Raw genomic sequence first — 25,329 nt, 5'->3', positions numbered from 1 at the left:
GCTCTGCGCCCGAACCTACGTTGGGCAAGCATGAGATTGCCCAATTGATCAGTGCGTTCCGCACTTCGGGTGCGCAACGCCTGAAGGTGACCTCAGGCAATACGCATTTGTCGCTAGCGGTTCCGGCTGCGCCAAAACCTGCCCGCGGGGTTGCGCAGGTGTTATCGCCCTCTGTGGGCGTATTTACACCGCGGATCCGCCAGGGAAATCCCATCTCCTCAGGCGCTAAGATCGGCACGATAAAACGGCTGAACGCAGAGATCGACATAACTGCCGCGCAGGATGGAACGCTCCAGGCGATTTCACAGCCCGAGGGGGCATTTGTGGAATATGGCGCTCCGGTTTTCGAGATCGCATTGAACGAGACGGACAAATGAGCCTAAAAAAAGTATTCGTCGCCAATCGGGGTGAAATCGCGCTCCGGATCATTCGCGCTTGCGAAGCCGAGGGCATTGAAACCGTTCTGGGCGCTTCCGAGGCGGACCGGCACTCTCTTCCGGCGCGGCAGGCCACGCAAACGGTATGCATCGGCCCATCACAATCATCCGCCAGCTATCTGGACGTCGATGCGGTTGTGACCGCGGCAAAGGGAATGGGCTGTGACGCCCTGCACCCGGGATACGGTTTTCTAGCCGAAAATGCGGGCCTATCCGACAAATGCGCAGAGCACGGAATCATCTTTATCGGGCCTGATGGCGCAACGATTTCCAAGCTGGGTGATAAGATCAGCGCCCGGCGCATTGCCGACGCGGCGGGCGTCCCGGTGGTGCCTGGCCGCGATCAGGTAGAATCGTTCGAAGACGCGCAAGCCGCCGCAAAGGAGATCGGTTTTCCCGTTCTGTTAAAGGCCGCCTCGGGCGGCGGCGGGCGCGGCATGCAGGTTGTGCACGCCATGGACCACCTACGCACAGCCTATGACACAGCCCGCGCAGAAGCCCGCAATGCATTCGGTGATGACACGCTTTATATGGAACGTTTCATCGAAAAGGCCCGTCACGTCGAGGTGCAGATATTTGGCGATAGCAAGGGCAATATTGTGCACCTGGGTGAACGGGATTGCACCCTACAACGCAGACACCAAAAGGTGGTGGAAGAAGGCCCCGCCACGGCAGTCGCGCCCCAAACCATCGCCAAAATGCATACCGCCGCTGTGCGCCTTGCCCAATCCGTGGGATATCAAGGCGCCGGAACGGTAGAGTTCATTTACGACCAAACTTTAGAAGATTTCTTCTTTCTTGAGGTCAACACTCGCATTCAGGTTGAACACCCGGTGACCGAATTATTGACCGGTGTTGACCTGGTCCGGGAACAGCTGCGGGTTGCAGCAGGCGATCCCTTGTCCGTCACGCAGGATGACATTACACTGACGGGCCACGTCATAGAATGCCGGATCAACGCAGAAGACGCGCGTTCTGGTTTCCTCCCCTCGCCTGGTACCCTCGTCAACTGGCAAGCTCCAACTGGCGAAGGCATCCGTTTGGATAGCCATTGCCACCAGGGCTACGAAATCCCGCCATTCTACGACTCCATGTTGGCCAAACTTATCGTCAAGGCGGACAGCCGGGATGCCGCATTAACACGCATGGCCGAGGCGCTTGCTGTTTTTCAAATCGAAGGGGTCACAACAACGCTGCCCTTTCTAAAGACGCTCATCGCCCACGACGAATTCCGACGTGATGACGTCAGCACAAAATGGGTGGAGGCCGTCATGGACACTCCAGAATTCAACACGCAATTGGAGGCCGGATCGTGAGCAGCATGACCTATCAAGATGTTCTTTGGCTACTAGAGACAATTGACGCGAGCCAAGGCATTGATGTCGACCTCAAGATCGACGGGTTCGAAGTCAGTCTGAATTGGGCCAACGGTCAGGTGGCATTGGGCGCGGCGTCCCCCACCACCGGCCACGCACCAGCCGCCCAAGCGGCCAACGTCTCCAATACGGGCTCCGCCCCGGCGGCGCCGAAACCTGCCAGCGCAGCGACGGAAAACGACGTTGTTTCCCCAATGGGGGGCATGTTCTATGCCGCCCCTGCCCCCGGCAAACCGCCCTTTGTGTCCATAGGACAAACCGTTTCAGCGGGCGAACAAGTCGGGATTATCGAGGTGATGAAACTCTTTACCTCTGTCACCGCGCCGAAGGCCGGTACGATAAAGGCGATCCATGTGGAGGACCAACAGACGGTCGCCAAGGACGAAGTGCTCTTTTCCATTGAGCCCGGCAAGGGGGCGTGACGCGTGGCCAAGAAACGTAAAATCAAACTGCTCGACGAGACATTGCGCAATGCGCAGCAATCGCTTTGGGCGACACGCATGCGCACAGAAAGCATGCTGCCGATTGCCGGGGTGATCGGCGAAGCGGGTTTTGACACGGTTTGCGTCGGCGCCGGGGTCAGCTTTGAATCCGCCGCGATGTACCTTCAAGAAGACCAATGGGAACGGATGCGGCTGCTCAAAACGAAAATGCCGAAAATGCCCTTTGACGTGTTGGTCCGTGCCCGTAACCTCTGGGGATGGAAGGCACAACCATATGACGTGCAAACTCTCTTCCTCGAAGTGCTACAGCGCAATGGCGTTCAGGGGTTCAAACTGTTCGACGGGTTGAATGACCTGCGCAACATGCAGCACTTTCTTGACGAAGGGAACCGGTTGGGGTTCGCGGTCAAAGTGCTGCTGGGCTACAACGAAAGCCCCGCCCATACCGACGCCTATCTTGCTGACAAGGCGAAACAATTTGTCGATGCAGGGGCCAAGGCCATAATCTTGTCGGACAGCCCCGGTGTTATGCTACCTGATCGGGCGTTTTCATCCCTGGCTGCCGTGCGGAAGGCAATTGGCGACACTGAATTGCACTTTCACTGTCACACCAGTTCGGGCCAGGGCCGCGAAGCCTGCGCGGCGGCAATCCGTGCGGGAACCGACGTTTTCTGGACAGCTTCCCGCCCGCTTGCCTGGGGGTCCGCGCTCCCTGACGCGATGGCAATTGTTGATATGGCCGAAGACGCAGGTTGCGAAACCGACATGGACCGGGCGGCGCTCGCTGAGATTGCCGACTGGTTCTACTGGGTCGCTCACAAAGAGGGGCGCAAGGTTCCCGAAGACAAGCCATTTGATGCCGAATACCACCGGCGTTACTCCGGCCACCAAATTCCGGGGGGGATGATTTCGAACCTCATTCAACAGCTTGCCGACCGTGGCATGTCCAACCGGCTTGACGAGGTGCTAGAAGAGGCGGGACGCGTGCGGCGCGAACTAGGGTTCCCACATATGTCGACGCCCTTTTCACAATTCGTCGGCGTTCAATCACTGATGAATGTGGTTCAGGGCGAACGCTATGCCTCTCCGCCAGAAGCCTTGCAACTTTATGCACGCGGGGGATTTGGCGAAACAATCGCGCCGATGGACCCCGACGTAAAAGACAAGCTGTCTGGCGGACTGCCTGACCTCGACATGATGGAAGGTTTGGACGAACCGTTGTTGCCTAAAATACGCGCTGAATTTGGCCCCTTCGATTCCGACGAAGACCTGCTCACGTTTCTGTTTCTGCATCCTGCGGCCTATCAAGAGTTTCGCGCAAACCGCAAACCAATCGTAGATCGCCCGCGGCCCCATCCGGTGGCCTGTCTGATCGACGAGGTCGCCTCGAAACACAAAACCCTCAACAAGGTGAAGGTTCGGCAAAACGACGCCATCACCGTGGACTTTCAACGGACACAGTGAACCCAACATTGCATGCATTTAAAGAAAGATATGGAGATAATCGCGCGAAACGCTTAATTATAGCAAAAAATTCAGGTGATTTTTCTATAGACCAAAGTCAATGCATGCTAGAGATTGCAACCAGGGAGAAAGAAGATGAGTTTCATTAAACCACTAGGATTAAGTGTCGCGCTTTTGGCACCCATTGCCGCCCATTCGCAAAGCTTGACCTTCAGCGACTATGGCCCCAACCGCGGTGCACGCGCCGCAGCTTTGGAAACGTTCGGCGCAAATCTCGCAGAGCAAGGCATCGATCTGACGTTTTTCTGGGGCGGTTCATTGATCGGCGGACGCGGCACATTGCAGGGGCTTGCGGACAACGTGGCGGATATGGGGTCTGTGGTCGGGTTTTTCACCCCAGCCCAACTGCCGCTATACTCCATCGGGGACCTACCGGTTGAGAACAGCGACACCTGGATCGGCATGAGCGCGATGCATGAACTGGCCAAGACAAACGACGCCCTCAAGGCCGAGTTTGACGCCGCTGGCGTGCACTATGTATCGACCTATTCCACGTCACCTATCCAATTGATTTGCAGCGACAAAGTCGACAGCCTTGACGATATGAAAGGCCTCAGAGTCCGCGCATCTGGGCCCTATGGTGATGCGCTCACCGAACTGGGCGCAGAGGTCGTTCGGATGAGCCAGGCTGACGTGTATCAAGCATTGGATAGCGGTCTTTTGGACTGTAACCAAAACTACTATTACTCAATCGTCGCCTACAAACAGTACGAGGTTGCCAACCAAATTCTCGCGCTTGATTGGGGGCAGAACATGTCATTCGGCATCTTCATGGGCAAGGCCACATACGAAGGCCTGTCAGATGTGGCCAAGGCCGCAATTGACGCTGCCGGGGATGCGTTTATCGACATCTATTCTGAAAGCCTGATTGATGGTCTGAAATCCGACCGCGCCGCGCTGGAAGGCGAAATCGATGGCAACGCAATCGACATCACCGAATTGGCCGATGCCGATAAAAAGACACTGCGCGACGCCTCCAACACACAAATCGAAGCTTGGGTCGCACGTGTGGGCGAAACCGGTGGCGATGGCAAAGCCCTGCTGGCCGAGTATCATGAGATAATCGACCGGAAAAAAGCAGAGCTAGACAAACAGGGTTACCCATGGGCGCGGTAAACAACCACGCCACCCCTACGGGCAAAGACGACGCGTCTTTGCCCGAAATGCCCCTTGCGCCGCACGAACGCGTCTTGGAGGCCTTGGCGGTCATTTCCATCGGCGCCCTTTGCCTGACGATTTGCATTTCGATCTTATCGCGTGCCGCAGGCCGATCGATCATCCCCGACGAAGTGCAGTGGGTCGAATTGATGATGATTGTAATCATCACCGGGCCGCTTGCCGTGACCTTTGCCAAACGCATGTCAATTGGGGTTGAGGTCTTTACCGCCTGGGCGACCGGCAGTGCGTTAAGAATACTGGCCGTGCTGGGGCATGTAACCGGGCTTGGCTTTCTCAGTTTTCTTTTGTGGGCCGTTTGGCGGCTTTTGGCAAACGCATGGCAAACCGGAGAATATTACAAAGGCGTCGTAGATATCCCGAATTGGATCGGTGCCGCGTTGTTTTTGTTTTGCCTTGCTGTGGCTTGGGGTCGGCTCGCCCTGATGATTGTTCTCGACCTTAAGACAGAAAAGTAAACCCAATCCATGGACCCGATTACCCTCGCTATTCTTGCCTCTGGCGCAGCTTTTATCCTGCTCGTCTTGCGTGTTCCGATCGCTTTTTGCATCGGTATCGTCGCCTGTGTCGGGCTTTTGCTAAGGTTCTCTTGGGCACCGGGAACAGAAATGGACCTAGTCCGCGGCCTCCGGCCAACCTTGTCCATCATTGGGACAACTGCTTACGGATTTGTGTCGAACTATCCACTTAGCATGATCCCGATGTTCATCGCGCTTGGCCACGTGGCATTTGCCGCAGGTATTACCACAGATTTGTTCGACGTCCTGAACCGCCGCTTGCGGTTTCTACCTGGCGGGTTGGCTGTGGCCTCAGTAACGGGATGCAGCGGGTTTTCGGCGATTACCGGGTCTAGCGTCGCCTGCGCCGCCGCAATGGGCCGCATCGCGGTGCCCGAAATGGTGCGCCATGGGTATGACAAACGGCTTGCCACAGGGGCAGTTGCGGCGGGCGGCACATTGGGGTCCTTGATCCCACCAAGCCTGTTGTTCGTGATCTATTCGATTTTTACGGAACAGTCGGTTCGCGAACTGTTTGTTGCGGGCATCATTCCCGGCATTCTGTCATTGTTCGGGTTTCTTTTGACCATTTTCATCTGGTGCTGGCTAAAACCTTCGGCGGCCCCAAGGCTTGTCCAGCAAGACACCGCAAAAACTTCGGCAGCCCGCGATCTGATATCGCTCTGGCCCCTGTTTTTGCTGCTTGCCATCGTGATCGCAGGTATTGGTTATGGCTTTTTCACACCAACCGAAGCAGCCGCCGTTAGTTTGATGTCCGCCACGCTGATCGGCCTTGCACGTAAAAAACTGGATTGGCGCAATCTTACTGACGCGGCAAAAATCACGGTCCAACAAACCGCAATGATCTTTGCGGTTGCGATGGCGGCCAAGATATTTGCCACCTTTGTGTCCCTAACCCGCATTGTCCCGACGGTTCTGGACATGATCCAAGGCGTCGATCCGTCCATTTTTATCGTCATGGGGGCGATTGTTTTGCTCTACCTCGTGATCGGTATGTTTCTGGATTCAATCGGCATTTTGGTCCTGACATTGCCATTCACCGTGCCTCTGGTTGAAAGTATGGGTATGGACCTGATCTGGTTTGGCGTCATTGTGATCAAACTACTTGAAATCGGGCTGATAACCCCGCCAATCGGCCTAAATGCGTTTGTTATCAAATCAGTAGCCCCAAAAGACACCTCGCTTGGCGCGGTATTCCAGGGATGCGCCGCCTTTCTTGCGCTTGATTTCGTCGTCCTGGGTCTGTTGCTAGCATTCCCGGTGCTGTCTTTGATCCTCCTTTAAATTGGGCCGCGACGGGAAAAGGGTGGTCCGAATAGACTGGCCGCCGTAAAGTTGCGGATAGCACCGGATTACCGGCAGTCATTTAAGGAAGATCACCCTGTTACTTGTAGACGCAACGGCAGCATTAAGAAGCAAGATCCTTTCAGGGACATTTGATGTTGGCAAAAAGCTGCGTGAGGTCACGGTCGCCGAAGAACTTGACGTTTCCAGAACCATTGCACGGCTGGCAATGAGCACGTTGGAGCACGAAGGTTTGCTTGTCCGGGAACCAAACAGAGGCAGTTGGATACGCCTGTTTTCGATAGAAGAGATTGCCGACGCAATCGAAGTCCGAGGCGAACTAGAAGCCATGGCCGCCCGCAAAGTTGCCGAGCACGGGTTGAGCGACGAATCCATACGGACCTTTCAAGCCATCATTGACGACTCCGACACCTTGCTAAAAGCCGGGGTCAGAAGCGCCGCCGATCAAAGCACTTGGAGGGAGTTGAACGTCTCCTATCATGCCACGCTCATTTCCGCATCACAAAGCCGGGCTTTGCCGAACTCAATCGAACAAATCTCGCACCTGCCCTTGGTTTCAACTTCGGCAATCGTCTTTGACAAAACCGACGACGCCTTGGGTCAACACCAACTAGAGGACGCGTTTGCTGATCACGTCGAAATATTTGACGCCATGAAGGCCCGCCAGGGTATGCGAGCCGCCGACCGGATGCGTGAACATGCCTATAAGAACGCGCAAAACAAACGACGAAACCTGGCTGATCCCAAAGCAATGAAAGCCGCACGGGCCTTGCCTGGCGGCGCATTGATTGCACAATCGAACCACACCGAAACCTGATCCCCTGTAACGGGTGCTGCCCCTTGGCCCATCATGGGCCATGTGCATTCCCCAAGGATCACACACACAGGACCCATGCCCCGCCATATGGACCAAATCAATTGAACTGATCTCGCGTTGCTGGCACCTTGATGCCCGCCTCTAGTGCCAATTTTTCATCTTGTTCCAGATTGGTCAGAACACCAAGCAATGCCTTTCGCAGGGCCCGTTGCATTAACTTGGCGAAGCAGTACCCTATTCATCTTTTTCGTTGATGTGGCACCCATGACGCAGCGCACGAATCCGTTCAAACGACACCGGTTTCCTCGTGAGATCATTCTGACGGCGGTTCGCTGGTACTGTCGTTACCCACTGTCGTGCAGGGATGTGCGCGACATGCTGGCAGTGCGCGGAGTGACTGTCGATGCCTCCACGATCCATCGCTGGGTTTGCAAGTTCGGCCCCGAGATACGGAAACGGGCTTATGGCGCACACCGTTGGTGGCGCGGAATGCAGTGGCATGTCGACGAGACTTACATCCGGGTTGGCGGACGTTGGTGCTATCTATGGCGCGCCGTGGACCAGTTTGGTCTGTTGACTGTCACCGAGAACTGATGGGGTGGCTCTGTTGCATTAGCTTCTACGAAGCGCAACACTGTTCCGCACTGATGTAGGAGGAGGCCACATGTCGCGCCGAGATCCGTTTAAACAACACCGCTTTCCTAGAGATGTGATCCTCCTGGCGGTTCGCTGGTACTGCCGATACCCACTGTCGTACCGTGATGTGCGGGATCTTTTGGCCGAACGCGGGATCACGGCTGATGCGGCGACGATCTACCGGTGGGTTCAGAAATTTGGGCCAGAGATCCGGAAACGAGCCTACGGTGCGCATCGTTCCTGGCGCGGGCTGCAGTGGCATGTGGACGAGACCTACGTGCGGGTGAATGGCCGTTGGTGCTACCTGTGGCGGGCTGTCGATCAACACGGGCAGCTGATCGATTTTCGGCTCACCGCTCGCAGAAACGCCAACGCAGCAAGGGCATTCATGCGCCAGGCAAGTGAAACAGCGCGGTGCTACTCTCCCATGACAATCGTCACGGACAAGGCGCACAGCTATGCAAAAGTGATTGAGGAAATGAACTTCGGTAACGGGCCGGATGAAAGGATCCGGCACGTTGACCGGAAATACCTCAATAACCGGATCGAAGCTGATCATGCCGCGCTGAAACAGCTCCTGAGGCCGAAACGGAGCTTTAGAAAACTCACCGCCGCCAAGAACACGCTGAAAGGCATCGAAACCCATCGCGCAATCAAGAAAGGTCATTTTGCGAACAATGAGCCTGGCATCTTGAGCGAGATCGCCTTCGTTGCAAACCTGTTTGATGCGGCAGCTTGATAGGCCGGTTCAAATTTCTTGTACAACGCGGACTAATGCAACAGAGCCCTTCAGCCTGTTCCTGTCCGATGGTCGGGTTGCAATCGACAACAACCCAGCAGAGCGGGCTCTGCGCCCTATTGGTATTGGGCGAAAGAACTGGCTCTTTGCAGGGGCCGACACAGGTGCGGAAACCTTGGCTCGCGCCATGACCCTCATCGAAACAGCCACGCTAAACGGCATCGATCCCCAGGCCTATCTCGCGGACGTTCTCGACCGCATCCACGACCACAAGATCAACAAGCTGGATGAGCTTGCGGCTGGACGCCAACGACCATCACCCAAAAGGAGTCACGATGACACTGGAAACGCTGATCGTTATCTTTTTTGGCATCGCGGGTAGCGTTGGTGCAATCTACGTTGCTTGGCGCGCTCACAAGAATGCCTTTAAGCCAACGGGTCCAGATGAGGAGCTCGTAGAACGTTTTGTGGAGACCGCTCCCCTGCACCTTTTGCACGGCCTCACCGAGACCTCTGAGCCTCTGCCAGATCAACCCAAAGGCGTCTAAAATCCGGGAACGGGTTTTATGTTAAGCGATTTTCCGGTTGCGCTGATGCCTCATAGGTTGTGCAGTGGCGTTGCTTGCCACGGGTGTATGTGCGTCGATTATGCCCATCTTTATCGCTGTAACCGTCTGGATGCTCAGCCGAAGCTGAGCCCGAAATAGTCAGTCCATTACCGTGGTGTACGAGACCGAGACACACATAAGTACTGTCTTGGTTGACATGACGGCGACATTGAAGTCAGCCCGTCTAATCATAAATATGAACCTTTCAGCGCTCCGCATCAAGGCTTTGGAAGTATTGCTTATTTTATGTGGCCAAACTTCCCCACTCTTGGCGCTCGTAGGGCGAAGCACTGCGTGTGTAACGGCCTCGATGACCAGCTGCCGATAGATTACAGATACTTGCCTGTCGACTTAGAGCCACGAGCACTCGAGATTAACACTACTAGTAATACGGTTTCACACCACATTGTTTTGGCCGAACCTAAAAAGTGTTAAACTGCTTTCCACCGAGCCTTCGCGCACCATACAAAGGCGGTCGGATTTGAGCCAAAAGCGACAGCCTTTGGTGAGGATGGATTCCTCGTTGTCATATAGAAACACCTGTAGAGACCGGCCAGGAGCCGATATTCATGCAGTTTGCGGCGAAAGTCCGGTTTGAGCCCGTTTGGACCAGCGCCGCACGCAGCATGAGCGTCCGCATTAAGAGGGAGTCTGGCGTATAGGGTCAGATTTGGGCTATTCACATTCCCGCCGTAACCGGAACGTGAACCGAGGTTTTCACCCGACTGACGACAATGGACGAGCGGTAGTGTCGCACGTTTTCATCCTGAAAGAAACGTGCGGTGAACGTCTCGTAATCGTCCATGTCGCGTAGAATCGCGACCACCACGAAATCGCTGTCGCCAGCAACGCAGTAGCATTGCTGGACACGCGACTCGTCCAGAGCGCGGCGCTTGAACGCGTCCGTCCGGTCGGCACTATCACGTTCCAACTCAACCGTGATCAGAGCGGTTATGCTGAACCCTGACCGTCTGGGGTCGATTACAGCCACTTCGGCCTTGATCGTGCCGTCGGTTCGCATCCGCTTAAGCCGTCGCTGAACCGAGGCAGTCGACGCGCCGACCCGTTCTGCGAGATCGGCGATCGCGATGCGGGCATTGTGCTGCATGGCATCCAGTATGAGGCAATCGACGCGATCCATGATCTTCCACTTTCTATTTCAGCTTAAATTTGATCGTAGAAAATCGCCTATGGACCAAATACGATGCATGACTGTTATGATTTACTTCTATTTCTTACAGCATGTGGCACGGCGCAAGAAAAATCATTCCATTTGGTCTTGGAGCGGCGGCCTACGGGTTCGCGTTCGGCGTACTGGCGGCTCAGGTCGGGTTTCCGTTTTGGGGTGTCGGGCTGATGAGTGCAGCGACATTCGCTGGATCATCGCAGATCGTAGCGGTCGAGCGGTTTGCCGACGGAGGGTTGATCGCGGGTGCTGTCGTCGCGGGCATGGCGCTTAACCTGCGGTATATCGGCATTCTGGCCTCGCTCAGCGAGGTGCTGCGGCACACGCCGCTCCTCAAGCGCCTGCTTGCCGTTCACGTCACCAGCGATGAAAACTGGGCCCTCACTGTGGCCGAGCGCGCACGCGACCCGAATGTGGGCGACGACTTCCTGATCGGGTCCGGCCTAATGCAACTTGCCTTTTGGACCGCGTCCACCGCCCTCGGTGCATTGGTCGGCTCGGGCGTGCCGAACCTCGATGTGTTCGGGATCGGATTCGCCTTCACGGCCGCGTTCATCGCCATGGCGCGAGGCATCTGGCGCGGGCGGCAGGACCTGTTTCCGTTTGGGGTCAGCTTCAGCGCAACAATTCTGCTGGTGCTGTCCGGGTGGCAGGCCGCGTTTGCGATTCTCGGCGGTGCGGGCGCAGGCGTCACGGTCGCGACGATGCGGCGTGTGCTCTTTCAACGATCCGGTGTTCAAACGCCCCAGAACGATAGACCCGGAGCAGACGCATGACCGGCACGCAATGGACGCTGATCTCGGCGCTGGCCGTCGGCACATATGCAATCCGCTACATCGGTTTGCTTGCAGGAGATGCGATAGAACGTCGCCCGGCGTTGCGCGCCGTCCTGCGTGACCTCCCCGGTTGTCTTGTCGTCGCCCTTGTCGCGTCGTCGCTGGCCGGGGAGGAACCTGTCGTATGGCTGGCCGCTGCCATTGCCCTCGGGGTCGCGTCGTGGACGAACCATGTGATTGCGAGGGATCGTCAAGTTATTGCCCTCCGCAGGGCAGTTATGTAGCTCCGTGCGATGATCAGTCAGATTTCGGCACCGCGCCTGAAAGGCCACCGCTTTCCGCGCTCCATCATTTCCTACGCGGTCTGGGCGTATTATCGCTTCTCGCTTAGCCTGCGTGATGTCGAGGATCTGCTGGCCGAGCGCGGTATCGTGGTGAGCTATGAGGCGATCCGGGCATGGGTGGGGAAATTCGGGCCGCAGATCGCGAAACGGGTCCGCGCTACGCGCCCGCGGCCCACCGACAAATGGCACTTGGACGAGGTGGTGATCATGATCAACGGCGTGCGACACTGGCTGTGGCGCGCCGTGGACAGCAACGGCGAAGTTCTCGACATCTTCGTGCAAACGCGCCGCAATGCGCGGGCGGCGAAGCGTTTCATTTCACGGCTGATCGCCAGCTGGGGTGAGCCCCGCGTCATCGTGACGGACAAACTGCGCAGCTACGGCGCGGCCCTGCGGCGGCTCGGGCTGAACGTGGATCACCGGGCGCACAAGGGACTGAACAATCGTATTGAGGGATCGCACAGACCCACTCGAAAGCGCGAGAAAATCCAAGGCCGTTTCAAATCGGCAAGACAGGCGCAAAGGTTCCTCTGCGCCCACGATGAAACCGCAAACCTGTTCCGCCCTCGCCGCCACAAGATAACCGCCTCCAGATACCGTCAGAGCCTCGCCGCCGCGTTCGAGCGCTGGAACGACTGTGCGAAAAGCATGGCCGCGTGACAGAAGGTAGCGCACCCCCACTTTCGATCCCGGACAACAACTTGACGATCCCAGTATTGGCTATCACGGACTATATTCAGACGAACCTCGGCAATGACTATGAGGCCGATGGTACGCTCGACGCCGTGGCCGATGCCCGTCCCGTCGAACCAGTAGATCAGAACACGGAGGAACACGAATGATCCGCAAATTTATCTCCCCCTTCGCCGCTGTCGCAGCGCTTATGACCACGAGCGTATATGCGCAGGGTTCGGAAGTCGTTCGCCACGGCTTGCCGGATTCAGACTTCCCGATCTTGCAAGCAGTCAAAGTGCCCGCGGATGCAACCTTGGTTTACCTCAGTGGCACCGTGCCGACGGTCGCCGATGAGGCGGCCGAAAAGGGCTCACCCGAATACTTCGGCGATACAGCGACCCAAACCGCCAGTGTTCTCGCTTCAATTGAGAAAAAGCTTGCCGGGCTTGATCTTGATATGGGGGACGTCATCAAAATGCAGGCCTATCTTGTTGCTCCAGAGGGTGGCGATGGGATGGATTTCCAAGGCTTTATGGAGGGTTACATTCAATACTTTGGTACCGAAGAACAGCCTGAGCTCCCAACTCGCTCGGTCTTTGAGGTCGCAGGCTTAGCAAACCCCGCATGGCTGGTAGAGATTGAGGTAGTGGCTGTAAGACAGGGTTCTTGAATACCAGTTGTACCTTCTAAGATAAGGAAAAGCGGTGGCCCATATCGGCCCCCGCTTATTTTTTAACCGGTCGCTAATAGCTAACCCTCAATTCTTCTCCAAGACTGCGGATAGCTTCCGGCGTGCGTCTTCATTGAGCCAGTCACGCCAAACATCCTTATTATTCAATAAAAAATGCACAGCGGCTTCTTCCGTAGACGCGTTGTTCTCGTCCTTCCAAGCCAACAGCGCGCTCATTTCGGAAGTCTCGAAGCTAATATTGCTCATCAACTTAGCGACTTCCGGGTACTCATCGATAAACTCCGTAGTCGCGACCGTGTAAACCAAACTGGGAGGATAGGCGCTTGGCTTGGGGTCGGCGACATCAGCGTTCAAGTTAGCCTTGTGTGCATCTAGGTCTACACCCCCGATATCAACCATGGTCATATCAAAGCGCCCCATAAGAGCCGTAGGCTCCCAATAATACCCAAACCACGGCTCTTTGGCTTCATATGCTGAGGCAAGGGACGCGGCTAAAGTTTCGCCGCCTCCGTGATCAAACACTTCAATGCCAGCTTCCTCAAAGCCATATGCGCGAGCAATATTACGGTTAATCGTGCTGCAGACCCACCCTCCTGTAGGACAGTTGTTGAAGCGGTTCCCTACAAGCTCGGGGTTGTCCAATATGCCTTGGATCGTTTTGAGTTCTGGATGCTCTTCTGCAAGATAGGTGGGGATCCACCAAGCCTCGAGACCGCCTGGCTGCAACACCTGTGTCATGTCATTGATCACGTCATCCTGCTTAAGCTTGTCGTAAACGTTGCCTGCAGAGTTGACCCAAAGCTCAGTGACAATATCCGGCTCATTGTTTTCAGCGAGTGATGTAAGGGCGGGAATTGTATCAGAAGGTACCCGGGTGACGGTGCAACCATAGCCTTGCTCCATCAGAAATGTTGCAATCTCTGTCGTGATAATTGCAGAAGAGAACGTCATCTCGGTGATGCTGACCTCTCCGCATTCGGCTGCCGCAATATTGGGCGCGGTGACCGCGATCGCTGCGGCTGAAAGCCAAAGTTTCAGATTTTTCATTTTAGTATTCTCCCGTTTGTCTACACGTTCCCGGCAGGTGGTGCGCAAACCCTCGACCGGCCCGCTCTCTGCTCATTTTCGTTCTATCGCGCGGTTGGGTTTAACTATAACCTTATTGATCATTCAAAGAACAGCTATGCGTACCGATCCGACGCCCATTCCTATCATTGCAGGACACTTGGAGCATGAGAGCGCCTCCTTAAGGGCCCAACGATCTTGTGGGGTAAGTTTCGGAAACTGGTCCGCTCAGGGGCCATAGCCCTCGACCGATTGGTTATCTCATAGATCTTCAGTCTTTCCGGGACTACTAAAGGTTTGCTTTCCAGCGCGGCATATCTATCTATTAAAGGTGGGCAACAAAGCTGCCCATCTGTCCCGTGACCTCCTCCCCGTCACTAGACTGTACTGCGGCGGCCTGCACCATTTTCAGGTCGCCGCGAATTTTGAGCTATTTTCACTTTATCCACTATAAGTGGGGATCAAACTGTTAGTAACCTTGGTCAAGCGTTGTATTTAAAGGCAAATACGGGCTGCCTAAAATTTAGGCAAAGATTGTAGAGGTTCGCGCGGACGGTTCTGTCGCAAAGATTTCGCCTGGCAGAAGAGGAGTCTTCAGTGGACACAATTATGCTGCGAGGGCCGTGAACTGCTTGAATCCCAAGATGCCTGTTTGTGCTAGCTGGCCCTTACGGATCATATGCGCGGTTTCGATCCCAGCAAGCGTTGCTGCCGCAGAATGGAACGCTTTGAAGCCGAGCATCGACCGTGTGATCCGTTTGATGAAGCGATGATCCTGCTCGATGATATTGTTGATGTATTTGGATTGAACGGTGTTGATAATCCGTCCAACCTCCGTGAATTTGAGGATGACGTTTAGACTTTGCAGACCAGCTAAGTTGGCGCCGCTCTTTCGCTTGAAGAACCTTCGCGCGGCAGCTGTATCGCGGCGCTCAGACAGCATAAAATCAAGGGTTTGACCGTCCCGATCTACAGCACGGTACAGATAGGTCCACTTGCCGCGAACCTTGATGTAGGTCTCGTCCATCCGCCAAGAGATGGCTGTCGGCTTCTTTCTGGCCTGCGCGCTTGCAGCGATCAGCGGCGAGAATTTTACTACCCAGCGGTTCAGCGTCGCATGATCGATTTCAATACCGCGTTCGGCCATGATCTCAAGATCCCGATACGAGACACCATAGCGGACATAGAAAAACACAGCATAAAGGATCACGCTCTTTGGGAAATGGTTACCTTTGAAATCAATCGTCACAGTTGGGTGCTCGCTTCCAAATTCAAAAGTCCGCTCCTACCACGCGCGAGCCAGTCCAACCAACCGCGAAAACTTTGCGATAGAACCAGTGATTGTCCCAAAGTCTCTTTGTTATTCAATGCCTACTTGCGTTGTTTTCGCACCAACGCCGTGATTTCATAGACACGTTCGCGCCAAAGCTGCCACTTCTCTTTTGGCCGGATCAACAACATAGACGAATAGGGAACCACATGCTCACCACAAACAGCCACCCTCCCCGCCGCGCCTCACGGTCGCGTGCCGCCATTGCCGCGCTCACTATCACCTCGGCGCTCACCTTCTCGGCCTCTGCCGCGCTGGCACAGGACTATAACCCGACCGCTGTGATCAACATCGGGTCCCTCTACGAGCCACAGAACCTCGACAACACCGCGGGCGCAGGTCAGGGCATCAACGAAGCCTTCAACGGCAACGTCTATGAAGGGCTGTTTGTGCTGACTGATGCGGGTGACGTAGAGCCAAAGCTCGCTGAAAGCTACGAGATCAGCGACGACCAACTGACCTACACCTTCACGCTCAAAGACGGTGTGACCTTCCACTCGGGCAACCCGCTCACCTCCGCCGATGTCAAAAAATCGATCGAACGGGTCACCGCAGAAGATTCTGCCAGCTCGCGCAAGCGGACGCTGGCCAACATCGAAAGCATCGAGACCCCCGACAACAAAACGGTTGTGATCACACTCACAACGCCGTCGATCTCCCTGCCCTACAACCTCTCCTATGTCTGGATCGTCAACGACGAACCGGGCGACATCACAGCCAGCGAAGACGGCACTGGCCCCTACACCTTGCAGGAATGGCGTCGCGGCTCCGCACTCGCGATGGTGCCCTTTGAGGACTACTGGGGCGAGGCGCCGAGCAATGGCGGCGTTATGTTCCAGTATTTCACCGATGCAACCGCACAGAACAACGCGCTTCTGACTGGCGCTGTCGACATCATTACATCGGTGCAAAGCCCTGACGCCTTGTCGCTGTTCACCGACAACCCCGATTTCACCGTCGCCGAAGGTGCCTCCACAACCAAAGAACTGCTAGCCTACAACGACCGCATCGAACCCTTCAACAAGGTCGAAGTGCGTGCCGCTCTGGCACGTGCGGTGAACAGGGAGAAACTGCTCAAAGCAATCTGGGGTGACTACGGCACCCTGATCGGCTCCTTCGTGCCGCCCACGGACCCGTGGTATGTCGATCTGACCGATGTGAACGCCTATGACCCCGAAAGCGCGAAAGAAATGCTGACGAATGCCGGTTATCCCGACGGATTCTCCTTCACCCTCGACACGCCCGATTATGACCCACACCCCGTGGTGGCGCAATTCGTGCAAAACGAGCTGGCCAAGGTGGGCGTTGACGTGAAAATCAACATCATTACGGCTAACGAGTGGTATACTAAAATCTACAAGTCGCAGGATTTCAAGGCGACCTTGCAAGAACATGTGAACCACCGCGACATTGTTTTCTACGGCAACCCCAACTTCTACTGGGGCTATAACAACCCCGAGGTTGTGGAACTGATCGCAGGTTCCGAACGTGCAAGTTCGGTTGAGGAGCAAACCACGATGCTGACCGAGGCGAACAAGATCATCGCTGAGGATGCTGCAAGCATGTGGCTTTACCTCTACCCACAGATCGTCGTGTCCAAGTCGAACGTGACGGGCTATCCCCTGAACGGGCTGAACGCACAGTTCTTCGTCTCCGACATCAAGAAAGCTGAGTAAGGTCGCTTGTCATGGGGGCCGCGCGCCTTTGCGGGGCCCCATCACCTTTGGGAACCTGAACAGACTATGCTGGGATATATCATAAGGCGGCTGTTTATCCTGCTGCTGTCTCTTTTCGTTGCCGCGATTGTGCTTTTCGTGCTTTTGCGCCTGCTGCCGGGCGATCCCGCGAATGCGTTGGTCGGCGTGGGCGCCACGCCAGAGCAAATTGCCGCCGCGCGGACGCAACTTGGTTCGGACCAACCGCTGGGGATGCAGTTCCTGACCTATCTACGCGACCTCGCGCATTTCGACCTTGGCAATTCCTTTGTGTCTCGCGCCTCCGTTCTCGACGAAATTTCGCGCCGTTTGAGCGTCACCCTACCGCTGACCTTTGCCGCCTTCTTCCTTGCTCTAGTAATTGCCATCCCCTTGGGCATCCTCGCCGCCGTGAAAGCCGACCGCTGGTTCGGCCTGTTGCTCTCGGTCGTGTCACAAATTGGGATTGCGGTGCCCGTGTTCTGGCTGGGTATCCTTTTAGTCTATGAATTTTCGCTCAACCTGCGCCTCCTGCCCTCGGGGGGCTTTCCCTTACGCGGCTACGCTGACCCTATCCCCGCGATCAAGGCGATGATCCTCCCCATTCTCACCATTGCCATTGTCATGTCCGCCTCTCTCATGCGCTATGTGCGCGCCTCCACGCTCGACGTTCTCGGCTCCGATTTCCTGCGCACGGCCCGCGCATTGGGCGAAAGCCGCACTGAGGCCCTGATGCGCCACGGCATCCGCAACACCGCCGTGCCCGTGATCTCGGTCCTCGGCATTGAACTGTCCACCGCCTTTCTGGGAGCGGTCGTGGTCGAGCAGGTCTTTTCGCTTCCGGGCATGGGGTCCATGCTGCTTCTCGGCATTCAACAGCGTGACTATCCAAGCATTCAAGGCGTACTGATCGTCTCCACGCTTCTCGTGCTCATGACGGGATTTCTGGCCGATCTTTTGCAGCGCGTGCTTGACCCCCGCCTGCGTCAGGGAGGCCGCCGATGAGTAGCGACCCCCACCACACCCCCAAGCGCAAGAACATCACCTTCTGGCTCAGTCTCGTACTGGTTGGCGGCATTGCCTTGGCTGGCGTCCTGTCCTTCTTCTGGACCCCCTATGCTCTGTCGGACATGGTGGGCGGGCGACTTGAAGCGCCGAATGCCACCCATTGGGCGGGGACGGACAGGCTGGGACGTGACGTCTTTACCCAGTTGATGGTCGGCGCGCGTATTGCGCTGATCGTAGGGCTTGGCGCCGTGGCCATCGGGGCCGCGATTGGCGTTACAACGGGAATTCTGGCCGCCTTTGCCACGCGGTTCCTTGACGATGCTCTTGCCGCCTTTTTCGACATCCTGATTGCCTTTCCCACCCTACTGGTGGCGATGTTGGTCGTGGCCGCGCGTGAGGAATCCTCGCTAGACACAGCGATCCTTGCACTGGGCATCGGCCTGTCTCCCATCGTGGGGCGCATCACCCGCATCCTCACCAAACAGGTTCTGGGTCAGGACTACATCACCGCGGCGCGTGTCTCGGGCACCTCGTGGCTTTCGATTGTGTTCTGGCACATCCTCCCCAACATCGTGCCCTTCCTCGCGGTCAATCTGGCGCTGCAGTTCGGTCTGGCCGTGATGGCGGAAGCCTCCCTGTCCTATCTCGGGCTCGGTGCGCCGCCGCCGAATGCCTCGTGGGGTCGAATGCTGCAAGAGGCGCAGGGCACGGTCTATACCGCCCCGTGGGGAGCCATCTTCCCCGGACTGGCGCTTTTCGTCCTTGTCATCGGGATCAACCTGATGGCCGATGGCCTGCGTGACAGCTTTGACCCGAGCAAGAGGGGCGTGTGATGAGCAACCTGCTGACGGTGAACAATCTAACCCTCGCCACCGCCGACAAGGTGCTGGTCGAGGTTCTCTCCTTCTCCATCGCCCACGGTGAACGCTTCGGCCTCATCGGGGAGAGCGGGTCGGGAAAATCACTTACCTCGCTTGCCATTCTGGGCCTTTTGCCCCCCGCGATCCGTCCGATGGGCAGCATCACACTCGAAGGCGAAGAGATCGTCGGCGCGCCCGAGCGGCTCTTGGGCGGGCTGCGCGGCTCTGTTGTGGCCAGCGTGTTTCAGGAACCTCTGACGGCACTGGACCCGCTCATGCCCCTTGGCCGTCAGATCGCAGGGCCAGTCCGCCGCCGCCTCCAACGTGAAGGGCGCGACCGCGACCGCGCCACTGTGAAGGGCGAAGTGCATGACCTGCTCGACCAAGTGCGCCTGCCCGACCCCAAACGCCTCTACGGCTCCTACCCGCATGAGGTCTCGGGCGGGCAACGTCAGCGTGTGGCGATTGCAATGGCTTTGGCCTGTCAGCCACGTCTGTTGATTGCCGACGAGCCGACCACGGCGCTTGATGTCACGACACAGGTCGAAATCATCCGCCTGATCAACACGTTGGTCGAAGAGTTGGATATTGCGCTTTTGTTTATCAGCCACGATCTGGCCGTTGTAGGTCAGGTCGCCGAGCGCGTGATGGTCATGCGCCACGGCCGCGCCATCGAGACGGGCGACACACAACAGGTTCTGACACGCCCCCAAGACGATTACACGCGCAACCTCGTTACTGCCGCGCGTCGGTTTGACGACGCCTTGGAGGGACAAAAATGACCCTAATGACGGTTGAAAATGTCGGCTTTTCCTATGGCACGGGTCAGCGGGTGCTTAAGGACATCTCCTTCACCGTCCCGCGCGGCTCCAATGTGGGGCTTGTTGGCGAGAGCGGGTCGGGCAAATCAACGCTTCTGCGTCTGCTGCTCGGTCTGGAAAGCCCGCAATCGGGACGCATCCTCTTCGACGGAAAGCCGCTTGAGGCGAAAAACGCCCGCTACATGCGCGACTATCGCAAGTGTGTTCAGGCCGTGTTTCAAGACCCCTACTCCTCGCTCAATCCCGCGCACCACATCCGCCGCATCGTGACAGAGCCTTTACGCTCGCTCAACGTGCCCGGAGACCATCTTGAAATGGCGCGGGATGCGATTGCCGCCGTTGGCCTTTCCCCCGACACGCTGGGCCGCTACCCGCACCAGTTCTCTGGCGGTCAGCGCCAGCGCATTGCCATTGCCCGCGCCATTGTCGCACGCCCCGAACTTGTGCTGGCCGACGAAGCAGTCAGTGCGCTTGACCTGTCCACGCGGGTGCGGGTCGTTGATCTGTTCGAAGAAATCTCCGAGCGTATGACAATGATCTTTGTCTCGCATGACATGGGCGTGGTGGCGGCCCTGTGTGACCGGATCGTGGTGCTCGACCGTGGCCACATCGTCGAGGCGGGCGAGACCGAGACAATCCTCAAAGACCCGCAACACCCCTATACGCGCAGCCTATTGGCCAGCATCCCACGAATGCCCGCCACAACATGACAGATACAGGACCAAAGATGACAGCTTCCAAAGAGTTCCAAGACGCCCATGCCGAGTGGTTCGAAACACGCCTGAGCAAACTGAAAGCCCCCGAAGGCTGGCTCAATCTTCTTGGGCGCTGGTGGGTCACGAATGGCGCCTACACCATCGGCAGCGGCGCAGATAGCGACGTCATTCTTCCTGTCGGCCCGGAGCGCGTGGGAACACTGAATTTTAACGGTGATGACGCGGGCACCTTTACCCCAACCGACGGCGGGGCGGTGACGCTCGATAAGGCATCGGGCAAGATGTCATGGCGTTCGGGGCGCTTCCTGATGGAGATCACCGCACCGAACGAACGGCGCGCGCTGCGGGTCCGCGACACCGAATACGACACCGAGGCGGCATGCAAGCCGATCACCTTCTTTCCGCTAAACCCTTCGCTTCGCATTACCGCCCGCTGGGAGGCCCTGCCCGAGCCAATGACCATCGCCCTCGACACGGTGATCAGCGTGCCGACCAAAGTGACCGTCACCCATGTTGCCAAATTCGAATTGCGTGGGCAAGAAATGGCGATGCTGGCCACCTACGGCACGGCAGACAGACCGCAATTCGTGTTCCGCGACCTGACCTCTCTGGACGACACCTATGCTGATATGCGGTTTGTCTTCGGCGAAGAGGTGACAGAGGACAGCGTGGTGATCGACTTCAACCGTGCGATCAACCCGCCCTGTGCCTTCACCGACTACGCAATCTGCCCGCTTGCACCGCGCGAAAACCTCTTTCCCTTCCGGATAGAGGCAGGCGAAAAACGCCTTTGACCTGACCACTCAGGCGCGAGGGTCGACGCACTCGGCTTTCATGTCCCCTGATTTTTGGGTCGTGTCCCGCACCAAAAACATAGAGGCCTGTAAGCGGTGGTGTCACGTTAACGGGCCTGAGGTTGCGGGTTAATTGATCCGGGCGTAGGCGGCATTGATGCAGACACAAAAGATGGGACGGGGTTGTCCGCCATGGGTTGCCGGATTCCGACTTCCCGATCCTACAAGCAGTCGAGGTGCCAGCAGATGCGACCTTGGTCTATCTCAGCGGCACACCGTGCCAGAGGTCGCTGATGAAACGGCCGAGAAGGGCTCGCCTGAATATTTCGGGGACACGGCAACCCAAACTGCCAGCGTTCTGGCATCGATTGAGAAGAAACTCGCTTGGATTGACCTCGATATGGAGGATGTCATCAAAATGCAGGCCTATCTCGTCGCTCCCGAAGGCAACGATGGGATAGACTTTGAAGGCTTTATTGAGGGCTATACCCAATATTTCGGCACCGAGGAGCAACCCGAATTGCCAACCCGGCTTGGCTGGTTGAGATTGAAGTTGTGGCAGTCCGTTCTGGCCCTTAAAGTTTGGAGGCAGACAATCGTCTGAATGTTGAAGCGGTGGCCCGATAAGGGCCACCGCTTTTTTTCAGCCGTCGATGCGATACCAGTCCGCGACGTTCCAGAGGTCGCTGTCCCAAGCGTTCAGCTTCACACCACCGAGCGTGTTACCCTGTGCCGCCACCGCTGCGCGGTTGATTAGCGGCAGCATGGATTTGCTTTCGGTGGTAATAATGTCGTTCAGACGTTTCACCAGACGCGCCCGCTCTTCGATCTTACTGGTGCGAGAAAGCTCATCAAGAAGCGTGTCATATTCCTCATCGCAGAAGCGGTTGATATTCTCGCCCTGCCACTGTGTTGAGGGCTTTGGCTCATTCCCACAACGGCGTTGCGCAAGATAGGCTTGCGGGTCAGTGCCGTCATAGAGGTTCGCATACATTTCAACATCGGCGTAGAACTTGGGGAATGTGTCGGGGCTGCCGGGATCGCCGCCGAAGAAGACCGACGCGTCGATGTTACGCAACTCGACCTCAATACCGATCTGGTTCCACCAATCCTTGATCAGTGCCTGAAAGTCTTGACGCACGGCGTTGGTAGAGGTCTGAAACACGATCGACAGACGCATACCGTCTTTCTCGCGTACGCCGTCCCCGTCTTCGTCCAGCCAGCCTGCTTCATCCAAAAGTGCTTTCGCAGCTTCCAAATCCTGCGTCATACATTCTGTGTTGTCAGAGCTATAAATCGGCGGCGCGGGGACCAGATTGCAGGTTGGCCGACCTGCCTGACCGTAGCCGATTTCGTTGAGCAATTCGCGATCGATTGCCATGCTCATGGCTTGCCGAACGCGCCGGTCGATGAGAAAAGGATGCGGCTCCTCCACCGTGGCTCGCGTTTCCGGGGGCAGGTCCGGAGAAGGGTTCGTCATGTTGATTTCGATCCGCTCGACAAGGGGACCGAACTCAAAAATAGGCTTTCCCGTACCGCCCTCAGCGATTGTTTGCAGCACATCAGGTGCCATCAACAGATCCCACGCGTAATCAAACTCACCGGTTTCCATTACGGCGCGCGCGGCTGAAACGGCGTCTCCACCGCCTTTAAAGTTCAGCTTGGCAAAGGCGGGCTTGCTTGGATCGCGATAATTGTCGTTTGCAACAAGCTGGATAGAGTCATTTGGCCGAAAGTCCTTGACCACAAACGGGCCGCTGCCAATCGGATTAAAGTTTTCCTCGGTACAGCCCGGCGCCCGCGCACCGGTGCATTCAGCAAACTGTGCAGCCTGAACGATGGGCGAGGCCGCCCCGACAAAAGGCAGATACGGGTAAGGTTTCGGCTCATCGAAATGGATTGTTATTGTGCGATCATCAATAACTTCAACATTTTTGACGTCATTAAACTTTGACAGCTGGGCGCAACCGCCTGCGGGGTTCATGCAGTAATCTGCCGTGAATTTTACATCGTCGGCTGTTAAAGGCGTGCCATCTGACCAAGTCACCCCTTCTTTCAGTTTCCAAGTGATGGCCGTCAAGTCTTCGGTCATGCCTCCGTTCTCGACCGTTGGGATTTCGACCGCCAGTTTTGGGACGAGTTCGCCCTTTTCATCCGCGTTGGCCAAAGGTTCCAGCACCATGCTGGAGGCATCGCGCTCTTTCACACCGCCGGATAGATAGGGGTTCAAGATTGAGGGCGCTTGCCAATAGATAATGTTGAGTTGATCATCGCGACCGCGCTCGCTCTCTTGGGCAAACGCCATTGATGACAGCAAGGTCATCGAGGTTGCTCCGAGTAAATGTGCTATGAACCGCATGGTCTATCCTCTGGTCTGTTCGTGTTTAACGGGAATAATTATTTAACCAATCAAACAGATTCATACCGATTTGCAAGGCTGAGGACTTCCGGTGCCGAACGAACAGGCATCTTCCGGACAAAGCCACATCATTACCGAGAACCATTTAAGCCCGAATCCAAGGACATCACGAGTTCCACTTTAAATCACGGACCGTCTCAAACGCTATTTTGAGGGACAGTGAAAATGCGCAGGCAAGCCTGCCCCTATGGTTTCGGTGGCGGTGAATCGCGCGGAATATTCCCCGACAAGCTGCCCTGATACTGAGCCGACCGTCACCTATGAAGCGGCTGCCAGCCTCTACACGCACACCAAACGAAACTATCATACTAAGGTCTAAACTCACCGCGTGTACTTGTTTCGGCTCGCGCAGGCAGCGCAGTCTGCAGAAAAAGTGGCGACGACCCACCTGAGGTAAAAAGGGGAAAGGGTCGCCGCAGTTATTCGGTGCTACAGGGAGGATGCACCAGCGTGAATGAACCACAACTGTCATTCACAATTTGCATATATGTGCGCTGAAGGAAAAAGCGAATACGGTGGCAGGTTTTCACCGGTATGCCCAACCTGATACGCTGTGGGTACGGGAAGAAAGGCGACGACCCCCAAGAGCCAGGGAAGGGCTAGCGGCCGCCGCAGTTTTACCGCAGCCCATGGAAGTTCAAGCCGAAGTAGAATGGGGCGTCACCCGACACCCTACACCCTACACCCTACACCCTACACCCTACACCCTACAGTTGCTTAGGCCAAAACCATTCACAAGACAAACAGTTCAAGTAAATCTATTCACCCAGCTTCCGCGTTTTCTACGCTTAAACCGTCATCCAACAATTGTTCCTTGTCCGGAAGATCTCGTAAGCTAGCAAGATCAAACGCGACCAAAAACTGCTCTGTTGTCACAAAAGTGTAAGGTGCCCCTCTTTGAGGTGATCGTGGACCCGTTCCAATCAAATCGCGCGCATGTAAGCGGCCAATTAAATCGCGGCTGATCTCCTTGCCAAAAATATCCTTCAGCCCGTCACGTGTGATCGGTTGATGGTAAGCGATGGCCGCGAGCACCGCGAGGTCGAATTCATTCAGATCCAGCAGTTGTTTTCCGAGATCTGCAGCAGCGCGGATCGCAGAGGCATAGGCTGATCGTGTGCGCATCATCCAGCCGCCCGCCACCTTTGCGACTTCAAATGCGCGCCCCTCCAGATCGGCGGCCAGATCCTCGATGAGCAGATCGACTGACGCCTCTTTCCCCACCACCCGCGCCAAATCCTCGCGCGGCACAGGAGAGGCGGAGGCAAAGAGCACTGCCTCGATCCTGCGCATCCATTCCCGCCAGCGCAGCTCTGGCGGAAGGTCGGCCAACTCGCGGTCCAGCCCGGCTTCAGAGCGCTGTCTGGCCAT

At 56.5% G+C, this 25,329-nt stretch carries 27 protein-coding genes and 2 pseudogenes; 24 read left to right on the top strand and 5 right to left on the bottom strand.

The annotated features are described in order from the left end of the window. The first annotated feature begins 20 nt into the window (after positions 1-20). From GLP52_RS16090 to GLP52_RS16035, 12 genes and pseudogenes are all read left to right on the top strand, one after another. On the top strand, positions 21-377 hold the full coding sequence (locus tag GLP52_RS16090) for a biotin/lipoyl-containing protein (RefSeq protein WP_237273732.1): 357 nt from the start codon (positions 21-23) through the stop codon (positions 375-377). After that, positions 374-1,753 carry an acetyl-CoA carboxylase biotin carboxylase subunit gene (locus tag GLP52_RS16085; protein WP_237273731.1) on the top strand — a complete coding sequence of 460 codons (1,380 nt, stop codon included), beginning with the start codon at positions 374-376 and terminating at the stop codon, positions 1,751-1,753. Before GLP52_RS16090 ends, GLP52_RS16085 begins: the two co-directional genes overlap by 4 nt. Positions 1,754-1,758: 5 nt before the next feature. Further along, a complete protein-coding gene (locus GLP52_RS16080) occupies positions 1,759-2,235 on the top strand; it encodes an acetyl-CoA carboxylase biotin carboxyl carrier protein (RefSeq protein ID WP_237273730.1) in 477 nt (158 codons plus the stop codon). Positions 2,236-2,238: 3 nt separating this feature from the next. Next, a complete protein-coding gene (locus tag GLP52_RS16075) occupies positions 2,239-3,720 on the top strand; it encodes a hypothetical protein (protein ID WP_237273729.1) in 1,482 nt (493 codons plus the stop codon). A 135-nt stretch (positions 3,721-3,855) separates the two neighbouring features. Then, positions 3,856-4,896, top strand: coding sequence for a C4-dicarboxylate TRAP transporter substrate-binding protein (locus tag GLP52_RS16070; protein ID WP_237273728.1), 1,041 nt, complete (start codon positions 3,856-3,858; stop codon positions 4,894-4,896). Continuing rightward, positions 4,884-5,414 carry a TRAP transporter small permease gene (locus GLP52_RS16065; RefSeq protein ID WP_237273727.1) on the top strand — a complete coding sequence of 177 codons (531 nt, stop codon included), beginning with the start codon at positions 4,884-4,886 and terminating at the stop codon, positions 5,412-5,414. The genes GLP52_RS16070 and GLP52_RS16065 overlap by 13 nt, the downstream gene beginning before the upstream one ends. A gap of 9 nt (positions 5,415-5,423) precedes the next feature. Continuing rightward, on the top strand, positions 5,424-6,758 hold the full coding sequence (locus GLP52_RS16060) for a TRAP transporter large permease (protein ID WP_237273726.1): 1,335 nt from the start codon (positions 5,424-5,426) through the stop codon (positions 6,756-6,758). 67 nt (positions 6,759-6,825) lie between these two features. After that, complete coding sequence (locus GLP52_RS16055) at positions 6,826-7,596, top strand: GntR family transcriptional regulator (protein ID WP_336885947.1); 771 nt, start codon at positions 6,826-6,828, stop codon at positions 7,594-7,596. Positions 7,597-7,860: 264 nt separating this feature from the next. Next, positions 7,861-8,166, top strand: a pseudogene (locus tag GLP52_RS16050) (IS6 family transposase); the annotation flags it as partial. Positions 8,167-8,260: 94 nt separating this feature from the next. Further along, positions 8,261-8,971 (top strand): IS6 family transposase, encoded by a 711-nt coding sequence (locus GLP52_RS16045; RefSeq protein WP_237273724.1) that lies wholly within the window; start codon positions 8,261-8,263, stop codon positions 8,969-8,971. Positions 8,972-9,014: 43 nt separating this feature from the next. Further along, a pseudogene (locus GLP52_RS16040) lies at positions 9,015-9,353 on the top strand (transposase domain-containing protein); the annotation flags it as partial. Then, positions 9,307-9,519: a hypothetical protein gene (locus tag GLP52_RS16035; protein ID WP_237273774.1), complete on the top strand. Its 213-nt coding sequence runs from the start codon at positions 9,307-9,309 to the stop codon at positions 9,517-9,519. The pseudogene GLP52_RS16040 and the gene GLP52_RS16035, both read left to right, overlap by 47 nt. 739 nt (positions 9,520-10,258) lie before the next feature. Here the strand turns inward: GLP52_RS16035 and GLP52_RS16030 are convergent. After that, on the bottom strand, positions 10,259-10,720 hold the full coding sequence (locus GLP52_RS16030) for an Lrp/AsnC family transcriptional regulator (RefSeq protein WP_237273723.1): 462 nt from the start codon (positions 10,718-10,720) through the stop codon (positions 10,259-10,261). A 101-nt stretch (positions 10,721-10,821) separates the two neighbouring features. Here GLP52_RS16030 and GLP52_RS16025 point away from each other — a divergent pair, with 101 nt between their 5' ends. The 5 genes from GLP52_RS16025 to GLP52_RS16010 are packed head-to-tail and all read left to right on the top strand — an operon-like array spanning position 10,822 to position 13,230. Further along, positions 10,822-11,541: an AzlC family ABC transporter permease gene (locus tag GLP52_RS16025; protein WP_237273722.1), complete on the top strand. Its 720-nt coding sequence runs from the start codon at positions 10,822-10,824 to the stop codon at positions 11,539-11,541. Then, entirely contained in the window at positions 11,538-11,825 is a 288-nt protein-coding gene (locus GLP52_RS16020) for an AzlD domain-containing protein (protein WP_237273721.1), read from the top strand. The genes GLP52_RS16025 and GLP52_RS16020 overlap by 4 nt, the downstream gene beginning before the upstream one ends. A 9-nt stretch (positions 11,826-11,834) precedes the next feature. Next, positions 11,835-12,545: an IS6 family transposase gene (locus tag GLP52_RS16015; protein WP_237273720.1), complete on the top strand. Its 711-nt coding sequence runs from the start codon at positions 11,835-11,837 to the stop codon at positions 12,543-12,545. A 56-nt stretch (positions 12,546-12,601) separates the two neighbouring features. After that, positions 12,602-12,727: a hypothetical protein gene (locus GLP52_RS19535; protein ID WP_272903636.1), complete on the top strand. Its 126-nt coding sequence runs from the start codon at positions 12,602-12,604 to the stop codon at positions 12,725-12,727. Continuing rightward, complete coding sequence (locus GLP52_RS16010) at positions 12,724-13,230, top strand: RidA family protein (RefSeq protein ID WP_237273719.1); 507 nt, start codon at positions 12,724-12,726, stop codon at positions 13,228-13,230. Before GLP52_RS19535 ends, GLP52_RS16010 begins: the two co-directional genes overlap by 4 nt. Before the next feature lie 87 nt (positions 13,231-13,317). Here GLP52_RS16010 and GLP52_RS16005 read toward each other — a convergent pair whose 3' ends face one another. Both GLP52_RS16005 and GLP52_RS16000 read right to left on the bottom strand, forming a co-directional pair. Next, positions 13,318-14,298 (bottom strand): glycine betaine ABC transporter substrate-binding protein, encoded by a 981-nt coding sequence (locus GLP52_RS16005; protein WP_237273718.1) that lies wholly within the window; start codon positions 14,296-14,298, stop codon positions 13,318-13,320. 625 nt (positions 14,299-14,923) lie between these two features. Further along, on the bottom strand, positions 14,924-15,565 hold the full coding sequence (locus GLP52_RS16000; protein WP_237273717.1) for an IS6 family transposase: 642 nt from the start codon (positions 15,563-15,565) through the stop codon (positions 14,924-14,926). A 230-nt stretch (positions 15,566-15,795) separates the two neighbouring features. On the opposite strand from GLP52_RS16000, the gene GLP52_RS15995 reads away from it, so the two are divergent. The 7 genes from GLP52_RS15995 (at position 15,796) to GLP52_RS15965 (ending at position 22,143) form a co-directional block, all read left to right on the top strand. Continuing rightward, complete coding sequence (locus tag GLP52_RS15995; RefSeq protein WP_237273716.1) at positions 15,796-17,322, top strand: ABC transporter substrate-binding protein; 1,527 nt, start codon at positions 15,796-15,798, stop codon at positions 17,320-17,322. Between the two features lie 66 nt (positions 17,323-17,388). Further along, positions 17,389-18,345, top strand: coding sequence for an ABC transporter permease (locus GLP52_RS15990; RefSeq protein WP_237273715.1), 957 nt, complete (start codon positions 17,389-17,391; stop codon positions 18,343-18,345). Beyond that, positions 18,342-19,181: an ABC transporter permease gene (locus GLP52_RS15985; RefSeq protein WP_237273714.1), complete on the top strand. Its 840-nt coding sequence runs from the start codon at positions 18,342-18,344 to the stop codon at positions 19,179-19,181. The genes GLP52_RS15990 and GLP52_RS15985 overlap by 4 nt, the downstream gene beginning before the upstream one ends. Then, on the top strand, positions 19,181-19,990 hold the full coding sequence (locus GLP52_RS15980) for an ATP-binding cassette domain-containing protein (RefSeq protein ID WP_237273713.1): 810 nt from the start codon (positions 19,181-19,183) through the stop codon (positions 19,988-19,990). The genes GLP52_RS15985 and GLP52_RS15980 overlap by 1 nt, the downstream gene beginning before the upstream one ends. After that, positions 19,987-20,739, top strand: a complete 753-nt coding sequence (locus tag GLP52_RS15975; protein WP_237273712.1) for an ABC transporter ATP-binding protein — start codon at positions 19,987-19,989, stop codon at positions 20,737-20,739. Before GLP52_RS15980 ends, GLP52_RS15975 begins: the two co-directional genes overlap by 4 nt. A gap of 17 nt (positions 20,740-20,756) precedes the next feature. Next, a complete protein-coding gene (locus tag GLP52_RS15970) occupies positions 20,757-21,539 on the top strand; it encodes a DUF1684 domain-containing protein (RefSeq protein ID WP_237273711.1) in 783 nt (260 codons plus the stop codon). A 157-nt stretch (positions 21,540-21,696) separates the two neighbouring features. Further along, positions 21,697-22,143, top strand: coding sequence for a hypothetical protein (locus GLP52_RS15965; protein WP_237273710.1), 447 nt, complete (start codon positions 21,697-21,699; stop codon positions 22,141-22,143). A 39-nt stretch (positions 22,144-22,182) separates the two neighbouring features. Here the strand turns inward: GLP52_RS15965 and GLP52_RS15960 are convergent, their stop codons facing one another. Both GLP52_RS15960 and scpB read right to left on the bottom strand, forming a co-directional pair. Then, on the bottom strand, positions 22,183-23,898 hold the full coding sequence (locus tag GLP52_RS15960; protein WP_237273709.1) for a peptide ABC transporter substrate-binding protein: 1,716 nt from the start codon (positions 23,896-23,898) through the stop codon (positions 22,183-22,185). Between the two features lie 822 nt (positions 23,899-24,720). Then, positions 24,721-25,329, bottom strand: a complete 609-nt coding sequence (gene scpB / locus GLP52_RS15955) for an SMC-Scp complex subunit ScpB (protein ID WP_237273708.1) — start codon at positions 25,327-25,329, stop codon at positions 24,721-24,723.

Source organism: Sulfitobacter sp. M22 (genome assembly GCF_021736025.1).
Lineage (GTDB): Bacteria > Pseudomonadota > Alphaproteobacteria > Rhodobacterales > Rhodobacteraceae > Sulfitobacter > Sulfitobacter litoralis.
Note: the sequence above shows the minus strand (reverse complement) of the source record. Positions and strands in the feature narration are given on the sequence as shown.

What these genes read in the sequence shown, in the direction of transcription:
- GLP52_RS16085 (WP_237273731.1), top strand. Translation starts at nt 374, where the DNA reads ATGAGCCTAAAAAAAGTATTCGTCGCCAATCGGGGTGAAATCGCGCTC.
- GLP52_RS16080 (WP_237273730.1), top strand. Translation starts at nt 1,759, where the DNA reads ATGACCTATCAAGATGTTCTTTGGCTACTAGAGACAATTGACGCGAGC.
- GLP52_RS16070 (WP_237273728.1), top strand. Translation starts at nt 3,856, where the DNA reads ATGAGTTTCATTAAACCACTAGGATTAAGTGTCGCGCTTTTGGCACCC.
- GLP52_RS16065 (WP_237273727.1), top strand. Translation starts at nt 4,884, where the DNA reads ATGGGCGCGGTAAACAACCACGCCACCCCTACGGGCAAAGACGACGCG.
- GLP52_RS16060 (WP_237273726.1), top strand. Translation starts at nt 5,424, where the DNA reads ATGGACCCGATTACCCTCGCTATTCTTGCCTCTGGCGCAGCTTTTATC.
- GLP52_RS16045 (WP_237273724.1), top strand. Translation starts at nt 8,261, where the DNA reads ATGTCGCGCCGAGATCCGTTTAAACAACACCGCTTTCCTAGAGATGTG.
- GLP52_RS16035 (WP_237273774.1), top strand. Translation starts at nt 9,307, where the DNA reads ATGACACTGGAAACGCTGATCGTTATCTTTTTTGGCATCGCGGGTAGC.
- GLP52_RS16030 (WP_237273723.1), bottom strand. Translation starts at nt 10,720, where the DNA reads ATGGATCGCGTCGATTGCCTCATACTGGATGCCATGCAGCACAATGCC.
- GLP52_RS16025 (WP_237273722.1), top strand. Translation starts at nt 10,822, where the DNA reads ATGTGGCACGGCGCAAGAAAAATCATTCCATTTGGTCTTGGAGCGGCG.
- GLP52_RS16020 (WP_237273721.1), top strand. Translation starts at nt 11,538, where the DNA reads ATGACCGGCACGCAATGGACGCTGATCTCGGCGCTGGCCGTCGGCACA.
- GLP52_RS16015 (WP_237273720.1), top strand. Translation starts at nt 11,835, where the DNA reads ATGATCAGTCAGATTTCGGCACCGCGCCTGAAAGGCCACCGCTTTCCG.
- GLP52_RS16010 (WP_237273719.1), top strand. Translation starts at nt 12,724, where the DNA reads ATGATCCGCAAATTTATCTCCCCCTTCGCCGCTGTCGCAGCGCTTATG.
- GLP52_RS16005 (WP_237273718.1), bottom strand. Translation starts at nt 14,298, where the DNA reads ATGAAAAATCTGAAACTTTGGCTTTCAGCCGCAGCGATCGCGGTCACC.
- GLP52_RS15995 (WP_237273716.1), top strand. Translation starts at nt 15,796, where the DNA reads ATGCTCACCACAAACAGCCACCCTCCCCGCCGCGCCTCACGGTCGCGT.
- GLP52_RS15990 (WP_237273715.1), top strand. Translation starts at nt 17,389, where the DNA reads ATGCTGGGATATATCATAAGGCGGCTGTTTATCCTGCTGCTGTCTCTT.
- GLP52_RS15985 (WP_237273714.1), top strand. Translation starts at nt 18,342, where the DNA reads ATGAGTAGCGACCCCCACCACACCCCCAAGCGCAAGAACATCACCTTC.
- GLP52_RS15980 (WP_237273713.1), top strand. Translation starts at nt 19,181, where the DNA reads ATGAGCAACCTGCTGACGGTGAACAATCTAACCCTCGCCACCGCCGAC.
- GLP52_RS15975 (WP_237273712.1), top strand. Translation starts at nt 19,987, where the DNA reads ATGACCCTAATGACGGTTGAAAATGTCGGCTTTTCCTATGGCACGGGT.
- GLP52_RS15970 (WP_237273711.1), top strand. Translation starts at nt 20,757, where the DNA reads ATGACAGCTTCCAAAGAGTTCCAAGACGCCCATGCCGAGTGGTTCGAA.
- GLP52_RS15965 (WP_237273710.1), top strand. Translation starts at nt 21,697, where the DNA reads ATGCAGACACAAAAGATGGGACGGGGTTGTCCGCCATGGGTTGCCGGA.
- GLP52_RS15960 (WP_237273709.1), bottom strand. Translation starts at nt 23,898, where the DNA reads ATGCGGTTCATAGCACATTTACTCGGAGCAACCTCGATGACCTTGCTG.
- scpB (WP_237273708.1), bottom strand. Translation starts at nt 25,329, where the DNA reads ATGGCCAGACAGCGCTCTGAAGCCGGGCTGGACCGCGAGTTGGCCGAC.